The organism is Nocardia sp. CA-107356 (genome assembly GCF_050946365.1).
GTDB lineage: Bacteria > Actinomycetota > Actinomycetes > Mycobacteriales > Mycobacteriaceae > Nocardia.
In genome coordinates this window covers 4,321,788-4,338,008 of the sequence record NZ_CP191992.1, presented here as the reverse complement: position 1 = coordinate 4,338,008, position 16,221 = coordinate 4,321,788, and the positions used below count along the sequence as shown (strand labels likewise).

The 16,221-nt window shown below is 65.7% G+C and carries 15 protein-coding genes and 1 pseudogene; 10 read left to right on the top strand and 6 right to left on the bottom strand.

What is annotated here, in order from left to right; all coding sequences use genetic code 11:
• Positions 1–39: 39 nt before the first annotated feature.
• Positions 40–1,392 (bottom strand): NAD(P)/FAD-dependent oxidoreductase, encoded by a 1,353-nt coding sequence (locus ACQP1G_RS19400; RefSeq protein WP_433206174.1) that lies wholly within the window; start codon positions 1,390–1,392, stop codon positions 40–42.
• Between the two features lie 139 nt (positions 1,393–1,531).
• Positions 1,532–2,248: a TetR/AcrR family transcriptional regulator gene (locus ACQP1G_RS19395; RefSeq protein WP_433206171.1), complete on the bottom strand. Its 717-nt coding sequence runs from the start codon at positions 2,246–2,248 to the stop codon at positions 1,532–1,534.
• A 96-nt stretch (positions 2,249–2,344) separates the two neighbouring features.
• On the opposite strand from ACQP1G_RS19395, the gene ACQP1G_RS19390 reads away from it, so the two are divergent.
• Both ACQP1G_RS19390 and ACQP1G_RS19385 read left to right on the top strand, forming a co-directional pair.
• Positions 2,345–3,244: an AurF N-oxygenase family protein gene (locus tag ACQP1G_RS19390; protein ID WP_433206168.1), complete on the top strand. Its 900-nt coding sequence runs from the start codon at positions 2,345–2,347 to the stop codon at positions 3,242–3,244.
• On the top strand, positions 3,241–4,272 hold the full coding sequence (locus ACQP1G_RS19385) for a DUF4873 domain-containing protein (RefSeq protein WP_433206165.1): 1,032 nt from the start codon (positions 3,241–3,243) through the stop codon (positions 4,270–4,272). Before ACQP1G_RS19390 ends, ACQP1G_RS19385 begins: the two co-directional genes overlap by 4 nt.
• On the opposite strand, the gene ACQP1G_RS19380 is transcribed toward ACQP1G_RS19385, so the two are convergent.
• Complete coding sequence (locus ACQP1G_RS19380; protein WP_433206162.1) at positions 4,265–5,131, bottom strand: alpha/beta fold hydrolase; 867 nt, start codon at positions 5,129–5,131, stop codon at positions 4,265–4,267. The genes ACQP1G_RS19385 and ACQP1G_RS19380 overlap by 8 nt on opposite strands.
• Before the next feature lie 45 nt (positions 5,132–5,176).
• Here ACQP1G_RS19380 and ACQP1G_RS19375 point away from each other — a divergent pair, with 45 nt between their 5' ends.
• Positions 5,177–5,953 (top strand): helix-turn-helix domain-containing protein, encoded by a 777-nt coding sequence (locus ACQP1G_RS19375; protein WP_433206159.1) that lies wholly within the window; start codon positions 5,177–5,179, stop codon positions 5,951–5,953.
• 104 nt (positions 5,954–6,057) lie between these two features.
• Here the strand turns inward: ACQP1G_RS19375 and glnA are convergent, their stop codons facing one another.
• Complete coding sequence (glnA, locus tag ACQP1G_RS19370) at positions 6,058–7,491, bottom strand: type I glutamate--ammonia ligase (protein WP_433208658.1); 1,434 nt, start codon at positions 7,489–7,491, stop codon at positions 6,058–6,060.
• Positions 7,492–8,074: 583 nt separating this feature from the next.
• Here glnA and ACQP1G_RS19365 point away from each other — a divergent pair.
• From ACQP1G_RS19365 to ACQP1G_RS19350, 4 genes and pseudogenes are all read left to right on the top strand, one after another.
• Positions 8,075–9,883 (top strand): AMP-dependent synthetase/ligase, encoded by a 1,809-nt coding sequence (locus tag ACQP1G_RS19365; RefSeq protein ID WP_433206156.1) that lies wholly within the window; start codon positions 8,075–8,077, stop codon positions 9,881–9,883.
• A gap of 20 nt (positions 9,884–9,903) precedes the next feature.
• Positions 9,904–11,076 (top strand): PucR family transcriptional regulator, encoded by a 1,173-nt coding sequence (locus ACQP1G_RS19360; protein WP_433206154.1) that lies wholly within the window; start codon positions 9,904–9,906, stop codon positions 11,074–11,076.
• Between the two features lie 252 nt (positions 11,077–11,328).
• Entirely contained in the window at positions 11,329–12,150 is an 822-nt protein-coding gene (locus ACQP1G_RS19355; protein ID WP_433206151.1) for a helix-turn-helix domain-containing protein, read from the top strand.
• Positions 12,113–12,616, top strand: a pseudogene (locus ACQP1G_RS19350) (sterol desaturase family protein); the annotation flags it as partial. The gene ACQP1G_RS19355 and the pseudogene ACQP1G_RS19350, both read left to right, overlap by 38 nt.
• Here ACQP1G_RS19350 and ACQP1G_RS19345 read toward each other — a convergent pair.
• The gene (locus ACQP1G_RS19345) at positions 12,598–13,050 is read right to left on the bottom strand and encodes a hypothetical protein (protein WP_433206148.1); all 453 of its coding nucleotides are present in this window, start codon (positions 13,048–13,050) and stop codon (positions 12,598–12,600) included. The pseudogene ACQP1G_RS19350 and the gene ACQP1G_RS19345 overlap by 19 nt on opposite strands.
• 96 nt (positions 13,051–13,146) lie before the next feature.
• Here ACQP1G_RS19345 and ACQP1G_RS19340 point away from each other — a divergent pair, with 96 nt between their 5' ends.
• The 3 genes from ACQP1G_RS19340 to ACQP1G_RS19330 all read left to right on the top strand — a co-directional run bounded on the left by ACQP1G_RS19340 (position 13,147) and on the right by ACQP1G_RS19330 (position 15,389).
• Complete coding sequence (locus tag ACQP1G_RS19340) at positions 13,147–13,446, top strand: DUF6412 domain-containing protein (RefSeq protein ID WP_433206145.1); 300 nt, start codon at positions 13,147–13,149, stop codon at positions 13,444–13,446.
• Positions 13,447–13,548: 102 nt separating this feature from the next.
• Complete coding sequence (gene yidC, locus ACQP1G_RS19335) at positions 13,549–14,433, top strand: membrane protein insertase YidC (protein WP_433206142.1); 885 nt, start codon at positions 13,549–13,551, stop codon at positions 14,431–14,433.
• Between the two features lie 305 nt (positions 14,434–14,738).
• Positions 14,739–15,389 carry a slipin family protein gene (locus ACQP1G_RS19330; RefSeq protein ID WP_433206139.1) on the top strand — a complete coding sequence of 217 codons (651 nt, stop codon included), beginning with the start codon at positions 14,739–14,741 and terminating at the stop codon, positions 15,387–15,389.
• A gap of 220 nt (positions 15,390–15,609) precedes the next feature.
• On the opposite strand, the gene ACQP1G_RS19325 is transcribed toward ACQP1G_RS19330, so the two are convergent.
• On the bottom strand, positions 15,610–16,221 hold the full coding sequence (locus ACQP1G_RS19325) for a glycerol-3-phosphate responsive antiterminator (protein WP_433206136.1): 612 nt from the start codon (positions 16,219–16,221) through the stop codon (positions 15,610–15,612).

Sequence of the window (16,221 nt, the reverse complement as noted above, 5' to 3'; positions counted from 1 at the left end):
CTCGGACGTCGTCGCACGAGATGTTGCACGGGGGTTCGGCTACGACCGGCGCGCTCGAATGCGCCCCAGCCCGACCGTCGCGGCGGCAACACGTGGCTCCAACATGCGCACTGGGGATTTGGTCATGTTCAGCACATCCAGGAACGCCGCGGCGGCAACCGGGTCGGTCGCCGCAGCTCGAAACATCATGTTCAAGCCGGAATGGGCGAGCGATTTCACCCCCGGCGAGCCGATCGCGACCGGTGGCATCGTGATGTCGCTGACCTTTGTCAGCCACCACGGGGTGCGCAGCATGCGGCCCACGCGGCGATAGTAACGGCGTGGCAGATCCTTGTCTCCCTTGTGCAGTACCTCATCGAGCAGGTCCGCGGCGATCGCCGCAACGGTCATTCCGCTGCCATAGATGGGGTTGAAACAACACACCGCGTCGCCGATCGACAGTATTCCGCTGGGAACACGATCCAGTAGTTCGTATCGGCGCCATACCGCCGTCTTGAACCGGTAGGTCGCTACCTCGTCGATGGGAGTCGCGCGGCGAAGGACGGCAGCGACATCGTCGGGTGCGAACTCCGCGGCGAAGTCCAGCAGCGCATCGGGGCTCGTCGGCGGGTGATTGTCCTTCCCGACGCCGAACGTCGACAGCACCCACGTGTCCCCCTCCTGCGCCGCGAACCCGAACCCGCGCGGGCGACTGGGCATCGGTCCGACCAAGACGATCCGATCGCCGCCGACGGCGTCCAGCGGCAGGCGGAAATGGCACGTGGCATAGCCGATATCGACGGGAACCGCGTCTTCGCGTGGCCGTGGGTAGCCGAGCGATTCGAGCCAGGCACCGACTCGGGTGCCCCGGCCCATCGCGTCGACCACCAGATCGGCATGGATCGGCTCGGGTTCTCCGTTGGTCTCGCGTCGCATCACCCGCACGCCACCGACGCCGCTATCGGATGCGACCAAGCCGGCAACGACAGCGTCGTCACATACCGTCACATTCGGCAGTGCGGATACGCGGGCGCGCACGTGCGACTCCAGAAAGGTTCGACTGGCGACGACCGAACTTCTACCCAGGGCAGCGCGATGCAGGACGTTTCCGAAGAAGATCGCTCGGAAGTCGTCGAATGCGCTGACGGTCTTTGCCCCATCGGTGATCAGCTCGTTGGTCAGGCCGGGAAACCGCGACTCGGCGATGTCCGCGGCGCGCATCAGCAAACCATGAGAATGTCGCGCTTGTGGGGTTCCCCGGCGTTTGGTTCCGTCGGCGGTCAACCGATCTCGCTCGACGATGGTAACGGCCGCATAATGATCGGCCAGGATCCGTGCCGCGAACAGACCAGCCATCCCGCCACCGAGGACCACCGCATGGTCCCCGGCCCGGCGGCTACCCCTCTGACGCATGGTCGTCCTCCTCGTCAGTGCAACGGCGCCGTCGCCGTCCGCAATCAGTTGATCGCGGGCAGAGCACGGCGACCCTACCGTGATGGTCGTTGTCGTGCACGTCGTAGACATCCGGGGTTCGGGAGCCGACAACGCGTCGCTATTGCACCCGCACGGGTTCGGCCCGGTTCAGCAGATCGCCCACGATCGTGTCCCGTGCGAGCGGAACGCCGAGGCTGCGCGCGTTGCCTTCGAATAGGGCGAGCACCGATTCGGTCAGAATGCCTTCGACCTGATCGGAGGTCAGCGTGGTCGCGGCGTCGGAGCGCCAGTTGTTCACGAAGCCGTCCACGAAACCGATAGTGCCGAAGGCCATCGGACGGGCGCGGTTCGGGTCGATACCGAAGCGCGCCAACGATATCGCGAACAGGTCGGCAAGTCTGCCGCCGATGCGATCACGCGCGCCGGTCAGCGCCTGTGACGAATCCCCTTGCGGTGCGCCATCACCCAGGAATCGGTGCAGATTCGGATGACGCTCCACCCAACCGACATAAGTTCCGACCGCGCCTCGCACCGCATCACGCAACGTGCCGTCGGGTTGCAGAGTCGGCATCAGCGTGGTCAACAGCGAATTCAGGATCTCCCGACGGATCTGCTCGTCGAGATCGGCGCGCCCGCCGAAATGCCGGTACACCACCGGCCGCGGCAACTGCAGTCGATCCGCGATTGCCTGCACCGAGACCTCGACGCCCTGCTCTTCGATCACCGTGATCGCCGCATCGATGACATCGGCACGCCGACGGGCCTTGTGGCCATTCCAGCGAGTTCTGCGGCCGTCTGCCCCCGCGGGTTCGCGCTTTCCGCCGGTCGTGGTCACAGAATCACGATACCCGCAGCACTATTGACTGTGACAGACCGTCTCACTAACCTGACTGTAACAGCTTGTATCAGGTATTCGAGAGTTGGAGCTGACATGGGCAACGAGGCCGCAGTCATCCCGCAGGAATCCTTCGCGCAGCGGCTGCTGACCGGTTCGGTGAAGAAGTCCTATGAGCCTGCCGTCGATATGGACTGGGACGCGCCGCTGGATCCGGACAAACTGTTCCTGCCGCCGGAGATCGTCTCGCTGTACGGCACCGAACTGTGGGAGTCGATGAGCCCCCAGGAGCGCCGGGAACTGTCGCGTCAGGAGCTGGCCAACGTACTGTCCGTCGGCATTTGGTTCGAGAACCTGCTCAACCGCCTGCTGCTGCGGGAACTGCTGCGCGACGATCCGACCACCCGGCGTTCGCATTACACGCTCACCGAAATGGGCGACGAGTGCCGGCATATGGTGATGTTCGGCAAGCTGATCGACCGGATCGAGGCACGCCCGTACTGGCCGCGGCTGCCGGGTCGGCTGGCGATCGGGGCGCTGCCGCTGTTCTTGCGCGGGTCGATGACCTGGGTGGGCGCGCTGGTCGGTGAGGAGATTTTCGACGCGTTGCAGCGACGCACCCTCGACGATCCGCAGCTGCAGCCCTTGGTATCTCGGGCCATGCGCATCCACGTCACCGAGGAGGCGCGCCATATCGGATTCGCGCGCGATGCGCTCGCTCGCCGGGTGCCGACCATATCGCGGGCCGAATTGGCCTACACCCGTTTATGTGTCGCGGTGGCCGCACCGCTGTTCGTCTACCTGATGACCAATCGGCACATGTACGATCGCGCCGGACTGGACGGGCGCGCGGCCCGGCGGATCGCGGCGAACAACCCGTACGCCAAGAAGGCACTCGGCACCGGCGCCGCCAATCTCGGTGCGTTCCTGGACAAGCAGGGGCTGATCGGTCCGATCGGTAAGCGAATCTGGCGCTGGCGGGGGCTCTACTCGTGACCGAACCCGAAATCGCCATTGTCGGTGCTGGTTTCGGCGGTATCGGCATGGCCATCGAATTGCGCAAGGCCGGTTTCGACGACTTCGTGGTGCTGGAGCAGGCCGATGGGCCGGAGATACCGGATCACCTGCGCGGAACCGTGGACAAGTTCGATATTCGCGGGCATATTCGGCCGCACTCGGATGCTGTCGCATTCGACTTCGACGACGAGACCGACCGATGGCATGTGCGCACGACGGACGGGCGGCTTTTCCAGCCACGCGCCGTGGTGCTGGCTCCCGGATCGTTACACGAGCCCAGCGTGCCCGACTTCCCAGGCCCGGATATGTTCCGGGGCGGCAGTTTTCACTTCGACCAGCACATCGTCGGTGCGAACGGGCTCACGCTCCAGCAGGCCTGGCGTGACGGGATGGCAGGGTTCCTCGGTGTCGCCGTGCACGGCTTCCCGAACCTGTTCCTCATCATGGGTCCGAATTCCGGTGGTGGAAAACGGTCCATCGCCTTCATGATCGAGGCGCAGGCTCGCTACATCCGCCGATGCCTCGACCTGATGCGCAGGACCTCGAATACCCGGATCGAGGTCCGCGCCGCGACGCAGCACGAGTTCAATCGCCGTCTGCCGTCGAAACATGCTGGGACCATGTGGAATTCTGGCGCCCGGCGCGCCCTGCGCAGACCTGACCCCGGACACTACGACCTCACCGTCCCAGCGGATCGTGAACCGGCATATGAGTATTCGGGTCCTGCGCTGCTGGACGCCCCTGGCGCGGAGGTTCCGGTAGAAGTCACCCTCAGCGGACACTGCGACCCGATCGACGGCCACTACCACTGGTACGGACGCCTCGCCCCGGGCGACGGCGGCGAACTGCCCGACCCGGGCCGCGCCGAAGTATTTCTCACCCTGCCCGGCGGGCCACCCACCGCGGGCCGCCTCCAAGAGCGCGACCCCTGGGGCAATGTCCGCATCGTCGGGATCGGCACCCCGCCGTACCCCCTCGAAACCGTCGATCCTGTTCCCACTAGGTAGCCGGGCGGAGCAGCCAGGCTCGGAGTGCCTCGGTGACCTCGTCGGGACGTTCTTCCATGATGAAATGGCTGCCCTCGATACGGATGAGGGTGGCGTACGGGATGCGGTCGGCGAGCTCCTCGGCAGTGCGCAAGGGGATGGCCGGGTCGCGGTCGCCCCAGATCACGGTCGTCGGGCAGTCGATCGCGCCGAGTCCGGCGGCCAGTTCCGGCCGGACCTGGACCCGGTAGCCGGACCAGAAGTGGGCATACCAGCGGCGGCCCGCCGAAATGTCCAGGAAGGCGAGGTAGCGCCGCAGTTCGACGGTATCGAAGGACCCGTTGCGCACGTACGGTGCGAGGCCGACGCGGTGCATCCAGCGGATCGGTCTCGCGGTGAGCAGCGGGCGCAGCAGTGCGCTGTGCGCCAGCGCCGTCAGTAGTCCGAACAGCACGTAATACGGCAGCGTGAAGGTGCCCTGCGCCCGCGAATTCAGGATCGCGAACCGGCGCACCCGTTGCGGATGACGCTGCAGAAAACCCAACCCGAGGAAGCCGCCGTAGTCGTGACAGGCGAGGTCGACGCGCTGCAGGCCGAGAGCATCGAGCATGCGGCCGATCCGCTCGACCTCGGTGTCGTAGTCACAACTCAGTGCCTCATCGCGGTCGGAAGCACCCCACCCGAGCCAGTCCGGCGCGATGACCCGACGCGATAACGCGAGTGGCCCGATCTGGTGCCGCCACGCGGCATGGCTCTGCGGCCATCCGTGCAGCAGCACCAGCGGATCACCCTGCCCGATATCGACATAACGCAGCCGCGCACCGTCGACCGTCACCTCCCGCAACTCGAAGGTCGACTCCGCTTCCCTGTCCAGCTTCATCCCTGATCTCCCGTCTGTCCTGCGTCTTTCGGTATCGTCGCGGACATGGCGCGGTCGGCACTTCCAGAAACGTGCGCTCTCGACACGGCGGTCACACCGGCGCGGCTGTGGCTGCGGCTCGGACACGCGATCTATATCGGACCCGGGATGGCCCTCGGCGCGCACTCCACCGCGATCGCCAGTCTCGGGGTCGGCCTGGACGGCCCGTTCCGTGTCCGCGTCGCGGACGCCCCGGATATCACCACCCGCAGCTTCCTCTTTCGCGCCCGCGTCACCCATCACGTCCTGGACACAGACGTCCCCAAACTCTTCTGCTTCTTCGACCCGACCTCGGCCAGCATGGCCCGCTGCCTCGGTGGCATGCGGCGCACCGTCAACGGCTACAGCATCGACCACCGGCACGAGGCCGAACTGATCGAGCTGTGTGCCGATCCGGCACCGGATATCGACCGTCTCCTCGACCTTGCCAGCATCCCGGTCCCCACCATCCGCGATCCCCGCATCACCGCCATCGCATCGGCCATCCGCGCGGACCCGACCCAACAACAGCGCGCTGCCGAAAAGGCAAGCGCCGCAGGACTATCCACCTCCTACTTCCTGCGCACCTTTGCCGATCAGACCGGCACCAGCTTCCGCCGTTACGTACAATGGGCGCGCATGCTGCGCGTTGCCGAGGCCTATACCGCAGGCCACGACCTCACCCGAGCAGCCGTCGATGCCGGCTTCGCCTCCCCTTCGCATTTCAGCGACACCTTCCGCGCCATGTTCGGCCTCACCCCGACCGCCTTCACCACCATCAATGGCGAACTGCATATCGACTGAGGCGGATTCGACTATCCGCATCCACCCGCACCGCATCATCAGCTGGCATATCGACCGATCACCCGGACCAGATGTCGCACACCGTCGCCTGATTCGGCGCGGCCTTATACGTCGAAATAGAGTTCGAATTCGTACGGATGGGGCCGAATGTTGATTTCGGAGATCTCGGTGTCGCGCTTGAGGCGGATCCAGGTTTCGAGAAGATCATCGGTGAAGACGTTGCCTTCGGTCAGATACTCGTTATCGGCTTCCAAGCTATCGATCACGCTGTCGAGGCTGGGCGGGGTTTGGGTGACCTCGATGCTCTCTTCGGGGGTCAGTTCGTACAGATCTTTATCGATCGGCGCCGCGGGTTCGATCTTGCGGCGAATGCCGTCCAGACCGGCCATCATCATGGCGGCGAAGGACAGATAGGGATTGCCAGAGGAGTCCGGGCAGCGGAACTCGAGGCGCTTGGCCTTCGGGTTGGCGCCGGTGACCGGAATACGGACCGCCGCTGAGCGATTGCGCTGGCTGTAGACGAGATTGACCGGGGCCTCGAAGCCGGGAACCAGACGCTTGTACGAGTTCACGGTCGGGTTGGTGAACGCGAGCAACGACGACGCATGGCGCAGCAGTCCGCCGATATAGTGCCGGGCCAGATCGGACAGGCCCGCATAACCCGCTTCGTCGTAGAACAGCGGTGTTCCGTTCAGCCACAGGGATTGGTGCACATGCATACCGGAACCGTTGTCGCCGAACAGCGGTTTGGGCATGAAGGTGACGGTCTTGCCCTCGGCCCATGCGGTGTTCTTGATGATGTATTTGTAGAGCTGCAGATCGTCGGCGGCGGCCAGTAAGGTATTGAATTTGTAGTTGATCTCGGCCTGGCCCGCGGTGCCGACCTCGTGGTGGCCCTTCTCCAATTCGAAGCCCGCGTTCTGCAGGTTGGTGCACATCCGGTCGCGCACGTCGACATCGGCGTCGTACGGGGCCACCGGGAAATAGCCGCCCTTCGCGCGCACCTTGTAGCCGCGGTTGATGGAGCCGTCCGGATTGTATTTGGCACCGGTATTCCAGTCGGCGGAGGCCGAATCCACCTCGTAGAAGGCGCCGTTCATCTTCGTGTCGTAGCGCACGGCATCGAAGATGTAGAACTCTGCTTCCGGGCCGAAATAGGCGGTATCGGCAATGCCGGTGCTCTTCAGATACTCCTCGGCCTTGCGCGCGATATTGCGCGGATCGCGGCTATAGGCCTCGTGCGTGTGCGGATCGTGGACGAAGCAGTTCAGATTCAATGACTTCGCGGCGCGGAACGGATCCAATTGCGCAGTGCGCAGATCCGGCAGCAGCAACATATCCGACTCGTGGATCGACTGGAAGCCGCGCACCGACGAACCGTCGAACGCGATCCCGTTATCGACCAGATCCGCTCCGAACGCGACGGCCGGAATCGAAAAATGTTGCTGCACACCGGGAACGTCACAGAATCGAATATCGACGTATTCGACGTCTTCGGCGCAGATGTACTCCAGCACTCCCTCGGTGGTAGCAGTCAAGGCTGCTCGCTCTTCCAGCACGGCTCGCTCCTCGCTCTCGGGGCGCAGGTTTTCTCCGCGGATGGCGAGGCGACCGTTCCCTGACGACCGGACCCGTTCACGGGGTCACGGCAGGTCCTGCTCGCCGAGTCTCACGATACGACTTCGGCATCGGCGGCGGACCCGAATCCGACCGAGAAACGGACCGAGATGGCGTGTCTGCACCCAACCCGGGCACCCGGACAAAGCTCGATCGCTTCGCCATTCTGCCGACCGAGCGGCACTCTCCCCCGTATCGGTCCCCGACTTCGGCGGCGACCGCCCGGGCAGCGCGGGCCGAAACTGCCTGGCCCCCAACGCCGCAGCAACTCTGGCGACCCCACAACTCCCCCACATATCAGCCTGCGCCTGACGAGGCGATCAAGTCCAGGGCATACCCGCCCCCACAGATCGGAAAGACTTGGTCACATGCACAAAGCGGGGTGTGACAGTCTGCGTGTTTGCCGCTAGCGCCATGGCTTGTCGATGCATTGTGCTGATAGCTGACGCCGAGGTCACCTGCGCGACGGCGTGGCCTCGACCCCATTGAGCAGAAGGTTGGGTCTTGGTTTCATCGACAGGTCCGGCGGGCCTTACCCGTCCGGACACGCTGTGTGCGGCTTTCCAGGCGAATGCCGCGAAGTATCCGGATGTGGTCGCGCTGCGCACCATGGGCGCCGCGGTGACGATCACCTGGGGTGAGTACGCCGAACGGGTCCGCACCATCGCGTGCGGGCTGGCCGCGCTCGGTGTGCGGCCCGCGGACACGGTGGCGTTGATGATGACCAACCGTCCCGAATTCCACCTCTGCGATACGGCCGTCCTGCATGCGGGCGCGACCCCGTTCTCGGTGTACAACACCAATCCCGTCGACTTGCTCGCGTACCAGTTCGGCAATGCAGGCAATAAGATCGTCATCTGCGAACGCCAGTTCGCGCCGCGGATCCTCGAGGCCGTGAAAAAGGCGGCGGCCCAGGGCAATCACGTCGAGCATGTGATCTGCGTCGACGAGGCACCGGCGGGCACGATAGCGCTGTCCACCGTCGAGGCGGCCGAGGTGCCAGACTTCGATTTCGAAACCACTTGGCGCAGTGTGAAACCCGAGGATCTGCTGACCATCGTCTACACCTCCGGCACCACCGGCCCGCCGAAGGGTGTCGAACTCACCCACACCAACTTTATCGAAAACGCCCGCGTCATCGAGACATTCGGTGGTGGCAGCGGCCACGACCGGGTCATCTCGTATCTGCCGGACGCACACGCCGCCAACCGTTGGTTCGCGCACTATCTCACCATGCTGGAGGGCGGCGAGATCACCACCGTCGCCGATCTGAAGCTGGTCGCCGAGGCGCTGGGCGAGGTGCATCCGACCGTCTTCCTCGGCGTACCTCGGATCTGGGTGAAGGTGAAGGGCGCGCTGGAGGAGCATTTCGCCGCGCAACCGAGTGCGGTCAAGCGCTCCCTGGTCCACTGGGCGGTGCGCACCGGCCGCGCTCGCGCCAGGGCCGCCTCGGATGGCCGCGCACTCGGTCTGCCACAGAAACTCCAGTACGCCATAGCCGATCGCTTGGTGCTCGGATCGATTCGCACCGGTCTGGGCCTGGATCAGGTCCGCGCCGCGGTCACCGGTTCGGTGGCCATACCGCCCGACGTGCACGAGTTCTACCTGGCGCTCGGTCTGCCGTTATGTGAGGGGTACGGCATGACCGAATGCACTGCGGGCGCAACGCTCAACGGTCCGGATCGCATCAAGATCGGCACGGTCGGCACGCCGCTGCCCGGGGCCGAGGTGAAACTCGGCGACGACGGCGAGGTGCTCGTCCGCGGCAAGATGGTCATGCGCGGCTACCGCAACGATCCGGAAAGGACCGCGGAAACCGTCGACGCCGACGGCTGGCTGCACACCGGCGATATCGGCTCGATAGACGCCGACGGCTACCTGTCGATCGTCGACCGCAAGAAGGAACTCATCATCAACGCGGCCGGAAAGAATATGTCCCCGGCCAATATCGAGAACACCATCACCGAGAACTGCCCGCTCGCGGGCACCGTGGTGGTGATCGGCGAACAGCGTCCCTACAACACGGCGCTGATCTGCCTCGATCCCGATCTGACCCTGGCATTCGCACAGCGCCACCGGCTCACCGAGACCAGCGTCGCCGAATTGGCGACGAATCCGGAGGTCTTGTCGGCAATCGAGCAAGGTGTGGCCGCCGCCAATGGCAAACTCTCCCGGGTGGAGCAGATCAAGAAGTACGTCGTGCTACCCGAGGTATGGGAGCCGGGCAGCGAGGTCCTGACGGCGACCGGCAAACTCAAACGCACTCCGATCGCCACCCGCTACACGGATACGATCGAGAGCTTGTACTCGTAAGTCCGGGACGGAGAAGTTCAATGATGCCAGCGCGGACCCGAGGCTTCGATGATCTGCACCGACGAGCCGCATCGCTGGTCGACGGGTTCTACGCGACGCTACCGCCGTATCCCCGGATACCGCAGTCGCTGGTGGAGACCGATTTCGCGCGCGGCGCGAAGCTCAATGTCGACCTCTTCTTCGAGTATCTGCGCCGGGGCACCGACCCGTCGGAGGAGGACACCAGAGAGCTCGTCGAGTTGGCCATGGACCGGCTTCGCGATGGCACACCCCTGCCCGAGGTGCTGGAGCGCTATCGGCTCGGCGCGGCTTTCATCTGGAAGCGGCTGCGCGAATCCGCGACCGCCGCCGAGCGGGATCTGCTGCTGGATGCCTCGCTGGCGTTGCTCGAGTACGTCACCCTGGTGACCACTCGCATCGCCACTGCGGCCACCCAGCGCTCACACGATCCGCGCTGGGAACTCCTGGAACGTCGCCGCGGTATCGCCGACGCCCTGCTCGCCGGGCGCGACCCGGTGGAGTGGGCCAACGATCCGGTCATTCCGGTCGCCGATGCCTTCCTCGTCGCGGTGTTCCGCCTGTGCGGCACCCGCGGCGGGCACGCGTCAGCGCTGCGGCACCGGGTCGAGGCGATTCCGGGAGTCTTCCTGCGGTTGGACGCGGGCGGGTGGACCGCGCTGATCCCGCTGCAACCCGGCGACGACGGCACGGCAACGCTCACCGGCCTCACCGCGCGACTACCCGCACAGCAGCCCGACCAGGCACCGCCGTACTGGGTCGGTGTCGGCGCGGCGGCGAGCAGGGTGGCGATTCCGACGATATTCGCCGAGGCACGGGTACTCGCCGAACTGGGCCGATGCCTCACCCGTCGCGAAATCCTGTGCCGCCGAACGAATTTGCAGTTCGAGTACACAGTGGCGGTCAGCGATGCGGCACGACCGGGGCTGGCCTCGGTACTCGCACCCCTGGATACCCAGCCGATGCTGGCGGAGACCCTGGAGGTGTTCGTCGACAGCGGGTTCAACCAGTTGGCGACGGCGCGACAACTCAGCGTGCACCGCAACACCGTGACCTACCGCCTGTCCCGCGTCCACGAACTCACCGGCCTGGACCCGCATCGCGCCGCCGACGCCATGACCCTGTCGGCGGCCCGTCTGGCACGCCGTCTCGAGTCGGCCGACTTCGCCCCCTGACCCGCGCCACAGCTGCACCGCCTACGTTCGACGACGACCGCTTCGCCGGGCGGGCTCCGGCCGCCTTCAGGGTGGTTCACCCGCACCGATGACGGCCTCGCCGGGCGAACCCGATTCCCGGACACCCCCGCCGCCCGTCGCTTGGTCACCGAATTCCTGATCACGTCGCGGTTATCCGGACAGCGGCCGTGTGACCGGGATAGTCTCCGTGAGGGATCCGATTCGGGATTCGCAGTCACCCGGGAGCATCCGATGATGAAGGCTCTGGTTACCAACGGGGCGTCCACTTCCCCCCGATCCGTGCACTATGCCTCCGGGACCCCCGGTGAACTGCGTTGGGAGGGTTCCGCGCTGCTGCGCGCCGGCGTACTCGCCTTCGGCGGCAGTATCGGCCCCACCGCACTGCACGCCCATCACGCAGTACAGGTGCTCGCCGCTTGTACGCCCGTGGTCGTGGTGGACGCCAGCGGTATTCGGCATCGCGGCACCCACGTCATCGTGCCCGCCGACGCACCGCATCGCATCGCATCCGGTGCCGAACGCGGCACCGCGATCTACCTCGACCCCGAATCCGTCGCGGGTGCGGCCGCCGACCGCAGGGCCCACGCCTACGGCTGGGCCGACAGCGCACATTCGCTGCCCATCGATCCGGAGCGGGAAACCTTGGCAGAATTGGTCGCCGAGGTCGTCGACGATCTCGAGCGCGACGATTCGCACAACGTCGAGCGTGGCCGCCACGAGGCGGTCACCGAGGTGCTGCAGCTGCTGCCGTCGCTGGTCGGCGACGGCCCGATCCGCGGCGCGGAGGTCGCGCGCCGCGTCGGCATCTCCGCGACCAGGCTCACCCACCTGTTCACCGAACAGGTCGGAATTCCGTTGCGCCCCTACATACTCTGGCTCCGACTACATGTGGCGATAACCCGCGTCCGCAGCGGCGACGACCTCACCGCCGCCGCCCACGCCGCCGGTTTCGCCGACAGCTCCCATCTGACCCGCACCTGCCGCCGCACCTTCGGTCTACCCCCGTCGGCCCTGAGCCACCGCGTCGAGTGGGATCTCGGCGAGGCATCCTAGTTCGACCGAATCGTTCGAACGCTTCTACGGCCTCAATGGATTGATGCAACATCCACAGCACCAGACGGTGGAGATGGCCGCCGGTGTCGCACCGCTGATCCTCATCGGACTACCCTCGAATGTCGCTGCTGCCCTTGCCCTTTCGGTAGCAATCCAACTACTGCTGCAACACTCCGACGCCGACTACCGCATCGGACCGGCGGAGTACCTGCTGGCACTGAACGAGGGCCATCGCTTCCATCACCTGAAGTTCGCCGGTATCGGCGACGTCGATTTCGGCCTGTTCACGTTGATCTGAGATCACCTGTTGCGCATCTACTCCTACGACCCGGCGCGGCGCTTCGTCACCGATGACCTCGGCATGGCCGCGAAACCCGATTACCCGACCGCCTCCATCGACCAGCTCGTCTACCCTTCACATCGGACGGCTGCTGCGAAATGTAGTCGCTACGTGGTCGATCGATGACGTAGGAACCAGACCGTGGATTCCCGCTTGCACAGCAGCACGATGACGGCGAACGACAGGCACAGGCCCGTGAGACCCGGTAGCGGGCCGACAGCCATCAACCCGAGGCAGAGGAATCCAGAAATGGCCGCGAGCACAACGCCGACCACCTGCACGGTTCGGCCGTCCATGCCGAAGGCGAAGGCGACACCGCCGAGCAGCCAGGCGAACAGATAGCCGAACGCGATCGCGCCACCGAGATCCGGATTCCCGGTGATGGTCGCGACGCCGATGAGCGCGAGGCCGAGTGTGGCCAGGAACCAGGACAGGATTCGGGCCATGCGGACCGATGGGGGCATGACCTCGGGCGTTCCCGCGAAACCGTAGTGGCGGGGGTCGTAGTCGGCATATTCGGAACTCGCCGGGTCGGCAGAGAAAGAGTCGTTCGAATTCACGGCACTGCTCCTTCGATAGATGAGGGCATCATCAATTTCGGTGAGCGCCCGGTCACTATATCGCTGGGACGGCTCCGCCCCCGGTAAGCTCTTGGCATGTTCCCGCGGGTCCACCTGATGGCGTTTGCGCTGTTCGCGCTCGCTCTACCCGCGCTCGCCCTAGCCGCGGCTCCGTCGAATGAACCGGCGGCACTGGCTGTCTTCGGCGTCATCGCCGCATCGCTGACCCTGACACTGGTCGCATTGCGGAACCCGCGCCGCCTGCCGCTGGCGCTGGCCCACTCGGGTCCGCCACCCTCGGCGCAGCGCCGCCGCCGTGGATCCTTCCTGCGCCAGAGCAATCCTGACACCGCGGGACGACCGCGCCCCCGAGCACCGGGGTCGGCCGCCAGGTAGCGACCGCTCGCCGGTCGCCACATACCGCCTGGTCCCCAGGCGATCCGGCCGACCATTCCCATCGACGTGCGCCCCCGCACGTTCGCACAGTCAGGTGCTCTCATGCTCGACTTCATCTACTATCCGGTGTCCGCCATTCTCTGGGTATGGCACACCGCCTTTGCCGCCGTCCTCGGCCCCGCCAGTGGCATCGCCTGGGTGCTCGCGGTGATCTTTCTCGTCATCACTCTGCGGGCCGCACTATTCCTGCCGTTCCTGAAACAGGCGCGCAGCCAGGCGGTCATGCAGCGACTGCAGCCACGGGTCAAAGCCATTCAGCAGAAATACAGAGACGATCCGCGTCGCAAGAACACCGAAATCCAGCAGCTGTTCAAGGACAACGGCGTCAATCCGTTTGCCAGCCTGGTTCCGCCGATCGCTCAGTTATTCGTCTTCCTCGGACTCTTCCACGTACTACGATCATTCGACCGCACCGGCACCTTCGACTACTTACCGATCGGCCGCACCGCGACCATGACGGCCGAACAAAACGCCGCCACCGCGAATTACCTCTTCGGCCCAACAGACGTGCAGTCTTTCCTGCATGCCGAGTTGTTCGGGGCGCCGCTGTCGGCAACACTCGCCGGTGCGGGCGAGCTGCTCTCCACTGTGGCGATCGTGGCGCTACCGCTGATGCTGATCGCCGCTGTCGCAACGCATTTCACCGTCCGCGCCGCGATGGACCGCCAGCCCGGGCCCACGCGAGTTCCCTTCCTGCGCCCCCTCAGCCTGTGGGCCATCCCCGCCGCCGCGATTCTCGGCGGCGCGATGGTCCCGGTGGCGATATTGCTGTACTTCGTCACCAACAATGCGTGGACGCTGGCGCAACAGCAAATCGTCTACCGGCGCCTCGATGCCGAAACAGCTGCCGAGGCAACGCATGTCGCCGCGCGCGCGGTTGCTTCGGCTCCGAAACCCGGCGTGAAACCGAAGCGGCAGCGGCGGTAATAAATCATTCGCGCGCCCCCGTCGCGGTGCCTATGGTTATCGGAGGTCGAGTCAAGGGGCGCACCGGAATCTCCGGCCCGCGTTCCCCGTGTCGGGCTCGGTCTCTTACCTGGCGAAGGGCGTAAGCCTGGATGGGGTTCGATTCCTCTGCGATGCCACCCGGTTCCGGTCGGATACGGCAAGCGGCTCTGCGGGCTCCGCGGCTACGACCGCGGGACGCCCCCGCCGCGGACCCGTGACCGGGCCGGGTGACATTCGAAATAACAAGGCGGCCAACGACACACACCACGGGAGGAGTGAGAATTATGTACACGACGGTCATGGCATGGCAGCGAACGCTGCTGTACCGGGACGGCACACTCGAGCGAGTACTCGAGCCGGGACGCCACCGCTACGACGACAAGCGCTGCACGCTGATCGTCGTGGACATGCGTCCCCGGCTGCTGAGTATCAGCGGCCAGGAACTGCTCACCCTCGACGGACTCTCGCTACGGGTCAGCTACGCGTTGAACTGGCAGGTCACCGATCCGGAGGAATTCACCACCGGCGCGCAGTACCCGGAGCAGGTGCTCTACGCCGCGGCACAGGATGCCGCTCGCCGAGCGGTCGCGGCCCATACACTCGACGAGCTCGTCGCCGAACGCACGCTACTCGTCGGCGATCTCGCCGAAATCGCCACGGCGGTGGCCGGACTCGGTATGCGCGTCGACGGAGTCAATGCCCGTGATCTGATGTTGCCGGGTGAATTGCGCAGGGCGGCACTGGAGACCGTGCTCGCCAAGGAGCACGGCCGGGCCGAACTCGAGCGGGCCCGTGCGGAGGCGGCCGCGCTGCGCTCGCTCGCCAACACCGCGCGTCTGCTGGAGGAGCACCCGGCGCTGCTGCGGCTGCGCACCCTGCAGGTCGCGGCCACGCCGGGCACGCAGGCGGTGCTGGATCCGCGCGAGCGCGCCTGAGAGTGCCCACAGCGACACAGACCCCTTGTCCACTGGGACAAGGGGTCTGTGGTGTTCGGGCCGGAGCCGCGAGTTGCTGTCTCCCACCATCGTTCGTTGCGTCGACGCCGGTCCGGTTCGCAGGGTTGTCATCGTTCTGCTGGCCGGCGTCTCGGACGTCGGGTAGGTGATCGCGGCCTGCGCGCGGGTCGAAGCGGGCAGAGGGTGCGGGCGGGCGAGCTCAGAAGGTGGGCAGGGACGAGCGGCGTAGCTCCCACAAGTCCTCGTCCGAGGTGCAGACGCCGGCCGCACCATGCTGGAGTGCCTCGACCACGTCCGCCTCCCCCTGGACGAACCCGGCCGCGAGATACGGGACCCCGAGGTCCCTGGCCTGCTGCTCGGTGTAGCGCAGCACGATCGCGGGCATGAGCTGGACCAGGTCCGGATTCGACCGGGCGATGGACTGGATACTGCGGTGCAGGTTGGAGCGGTCTGTCACGAACACCTTCTGCATGGCCAGCAGGCCGAGGCCACTCGCCCGCTCGACAATCGCCGCCCGGGTGGAGCAGATTCCGATCGCCCCGATCCCCTTGAGGTAGGTCAGGGCGCCAGGGTCGTGGCCGAGGCCCGGTGTCGAATCCATGTTGACGAATACGATCTTGCCCGCGGCGGTCGTCTGCCGGACCGTCGCCTCCAGGTCGCCGAGCGGGACGGACGCGAGGATGCCGAGCGGGGTCGAGGTCGTGGCAAACCGGTCCGCCATCGTCACGCCGACGAGCGACGCCATGACGGGATACTCCGCCAGTGCGGTTAGCAGGCGCCGATCAACGGGACGTTTCGGACGAGAGCTCAC

What these genes read in the sequence shown, in the direction of transcription:
- ACQP1G_RS19375 (WP_433206159.1), top strand. Translation starts at nt 5,177, where the DNA reads ATGGCGCGGTCGGCACTTCCAGAAACGTGCGCTCTCGACACGGCGGTC.
- ACQP1G_RS19400 (WP_433206174.1), bottom strand. Translation starts at nt 1,392, where the DNA reads ATGCGTCAGAGGGGTAGCCGCCGGGCCGGGGACCATGCGGTGGTCCTC.
- ACQP1G_RS19380 (WP_433206162.1), bottom strand. Translation starts at nt 5,131, where the DNA reads ATGAAGCTGGACAGGGAAGCGGAGTCGACCTTCGAGTTGCGGGAGGTG.
- ACQP1G_RS19360 (WP_433206154.1), top strand. Translation starts at nt 9,904, where the DNA reads ATGATGCCAGCGCGGACCCGAGGCTTCGATGATCTGCACCGACGAGCC.
- ACQP1G_RS19390 (WP_433206168.1), top strand. Translation starts at nt 2,345, where the DNA reads ATGGGCAACGAGGCCGCAGTCATCCCGCAGGAATCCTTCGCGCAGCGG.
- ACQP1G_RS19340 (WP_433206145.1), top strand. Translation starts at nt 13,147, where the DNA reads ATGTTCCCGCGGGTCCACCTGATGGCGTTTGCGCTGTTCGCGCTCGCT.
- ACQP1G_RS19355 (WP_433206151.1), top strand. Translation starts at nt 11,329, where the DNA reads ATGATGAAGGCTCTGGTTACCAACGGGGCGTCCACTTCCCCCCGATCC.
- yidC (WP_433206142.1), top strand. Translation starts at nt 13,549, where the DNA reads ATGCTCGACTTCATCTACTATCCGGTGTCCGCCATTCTCTGGGTATGG.
- ACQP1G_RS19330 (WP_433206139.1), top strand. Translation starts at nt 14,739, where the DNA reads ATGTACACGACGGTCATGGCATGGCAGCGAACGCTGCTGTACCGGGAC.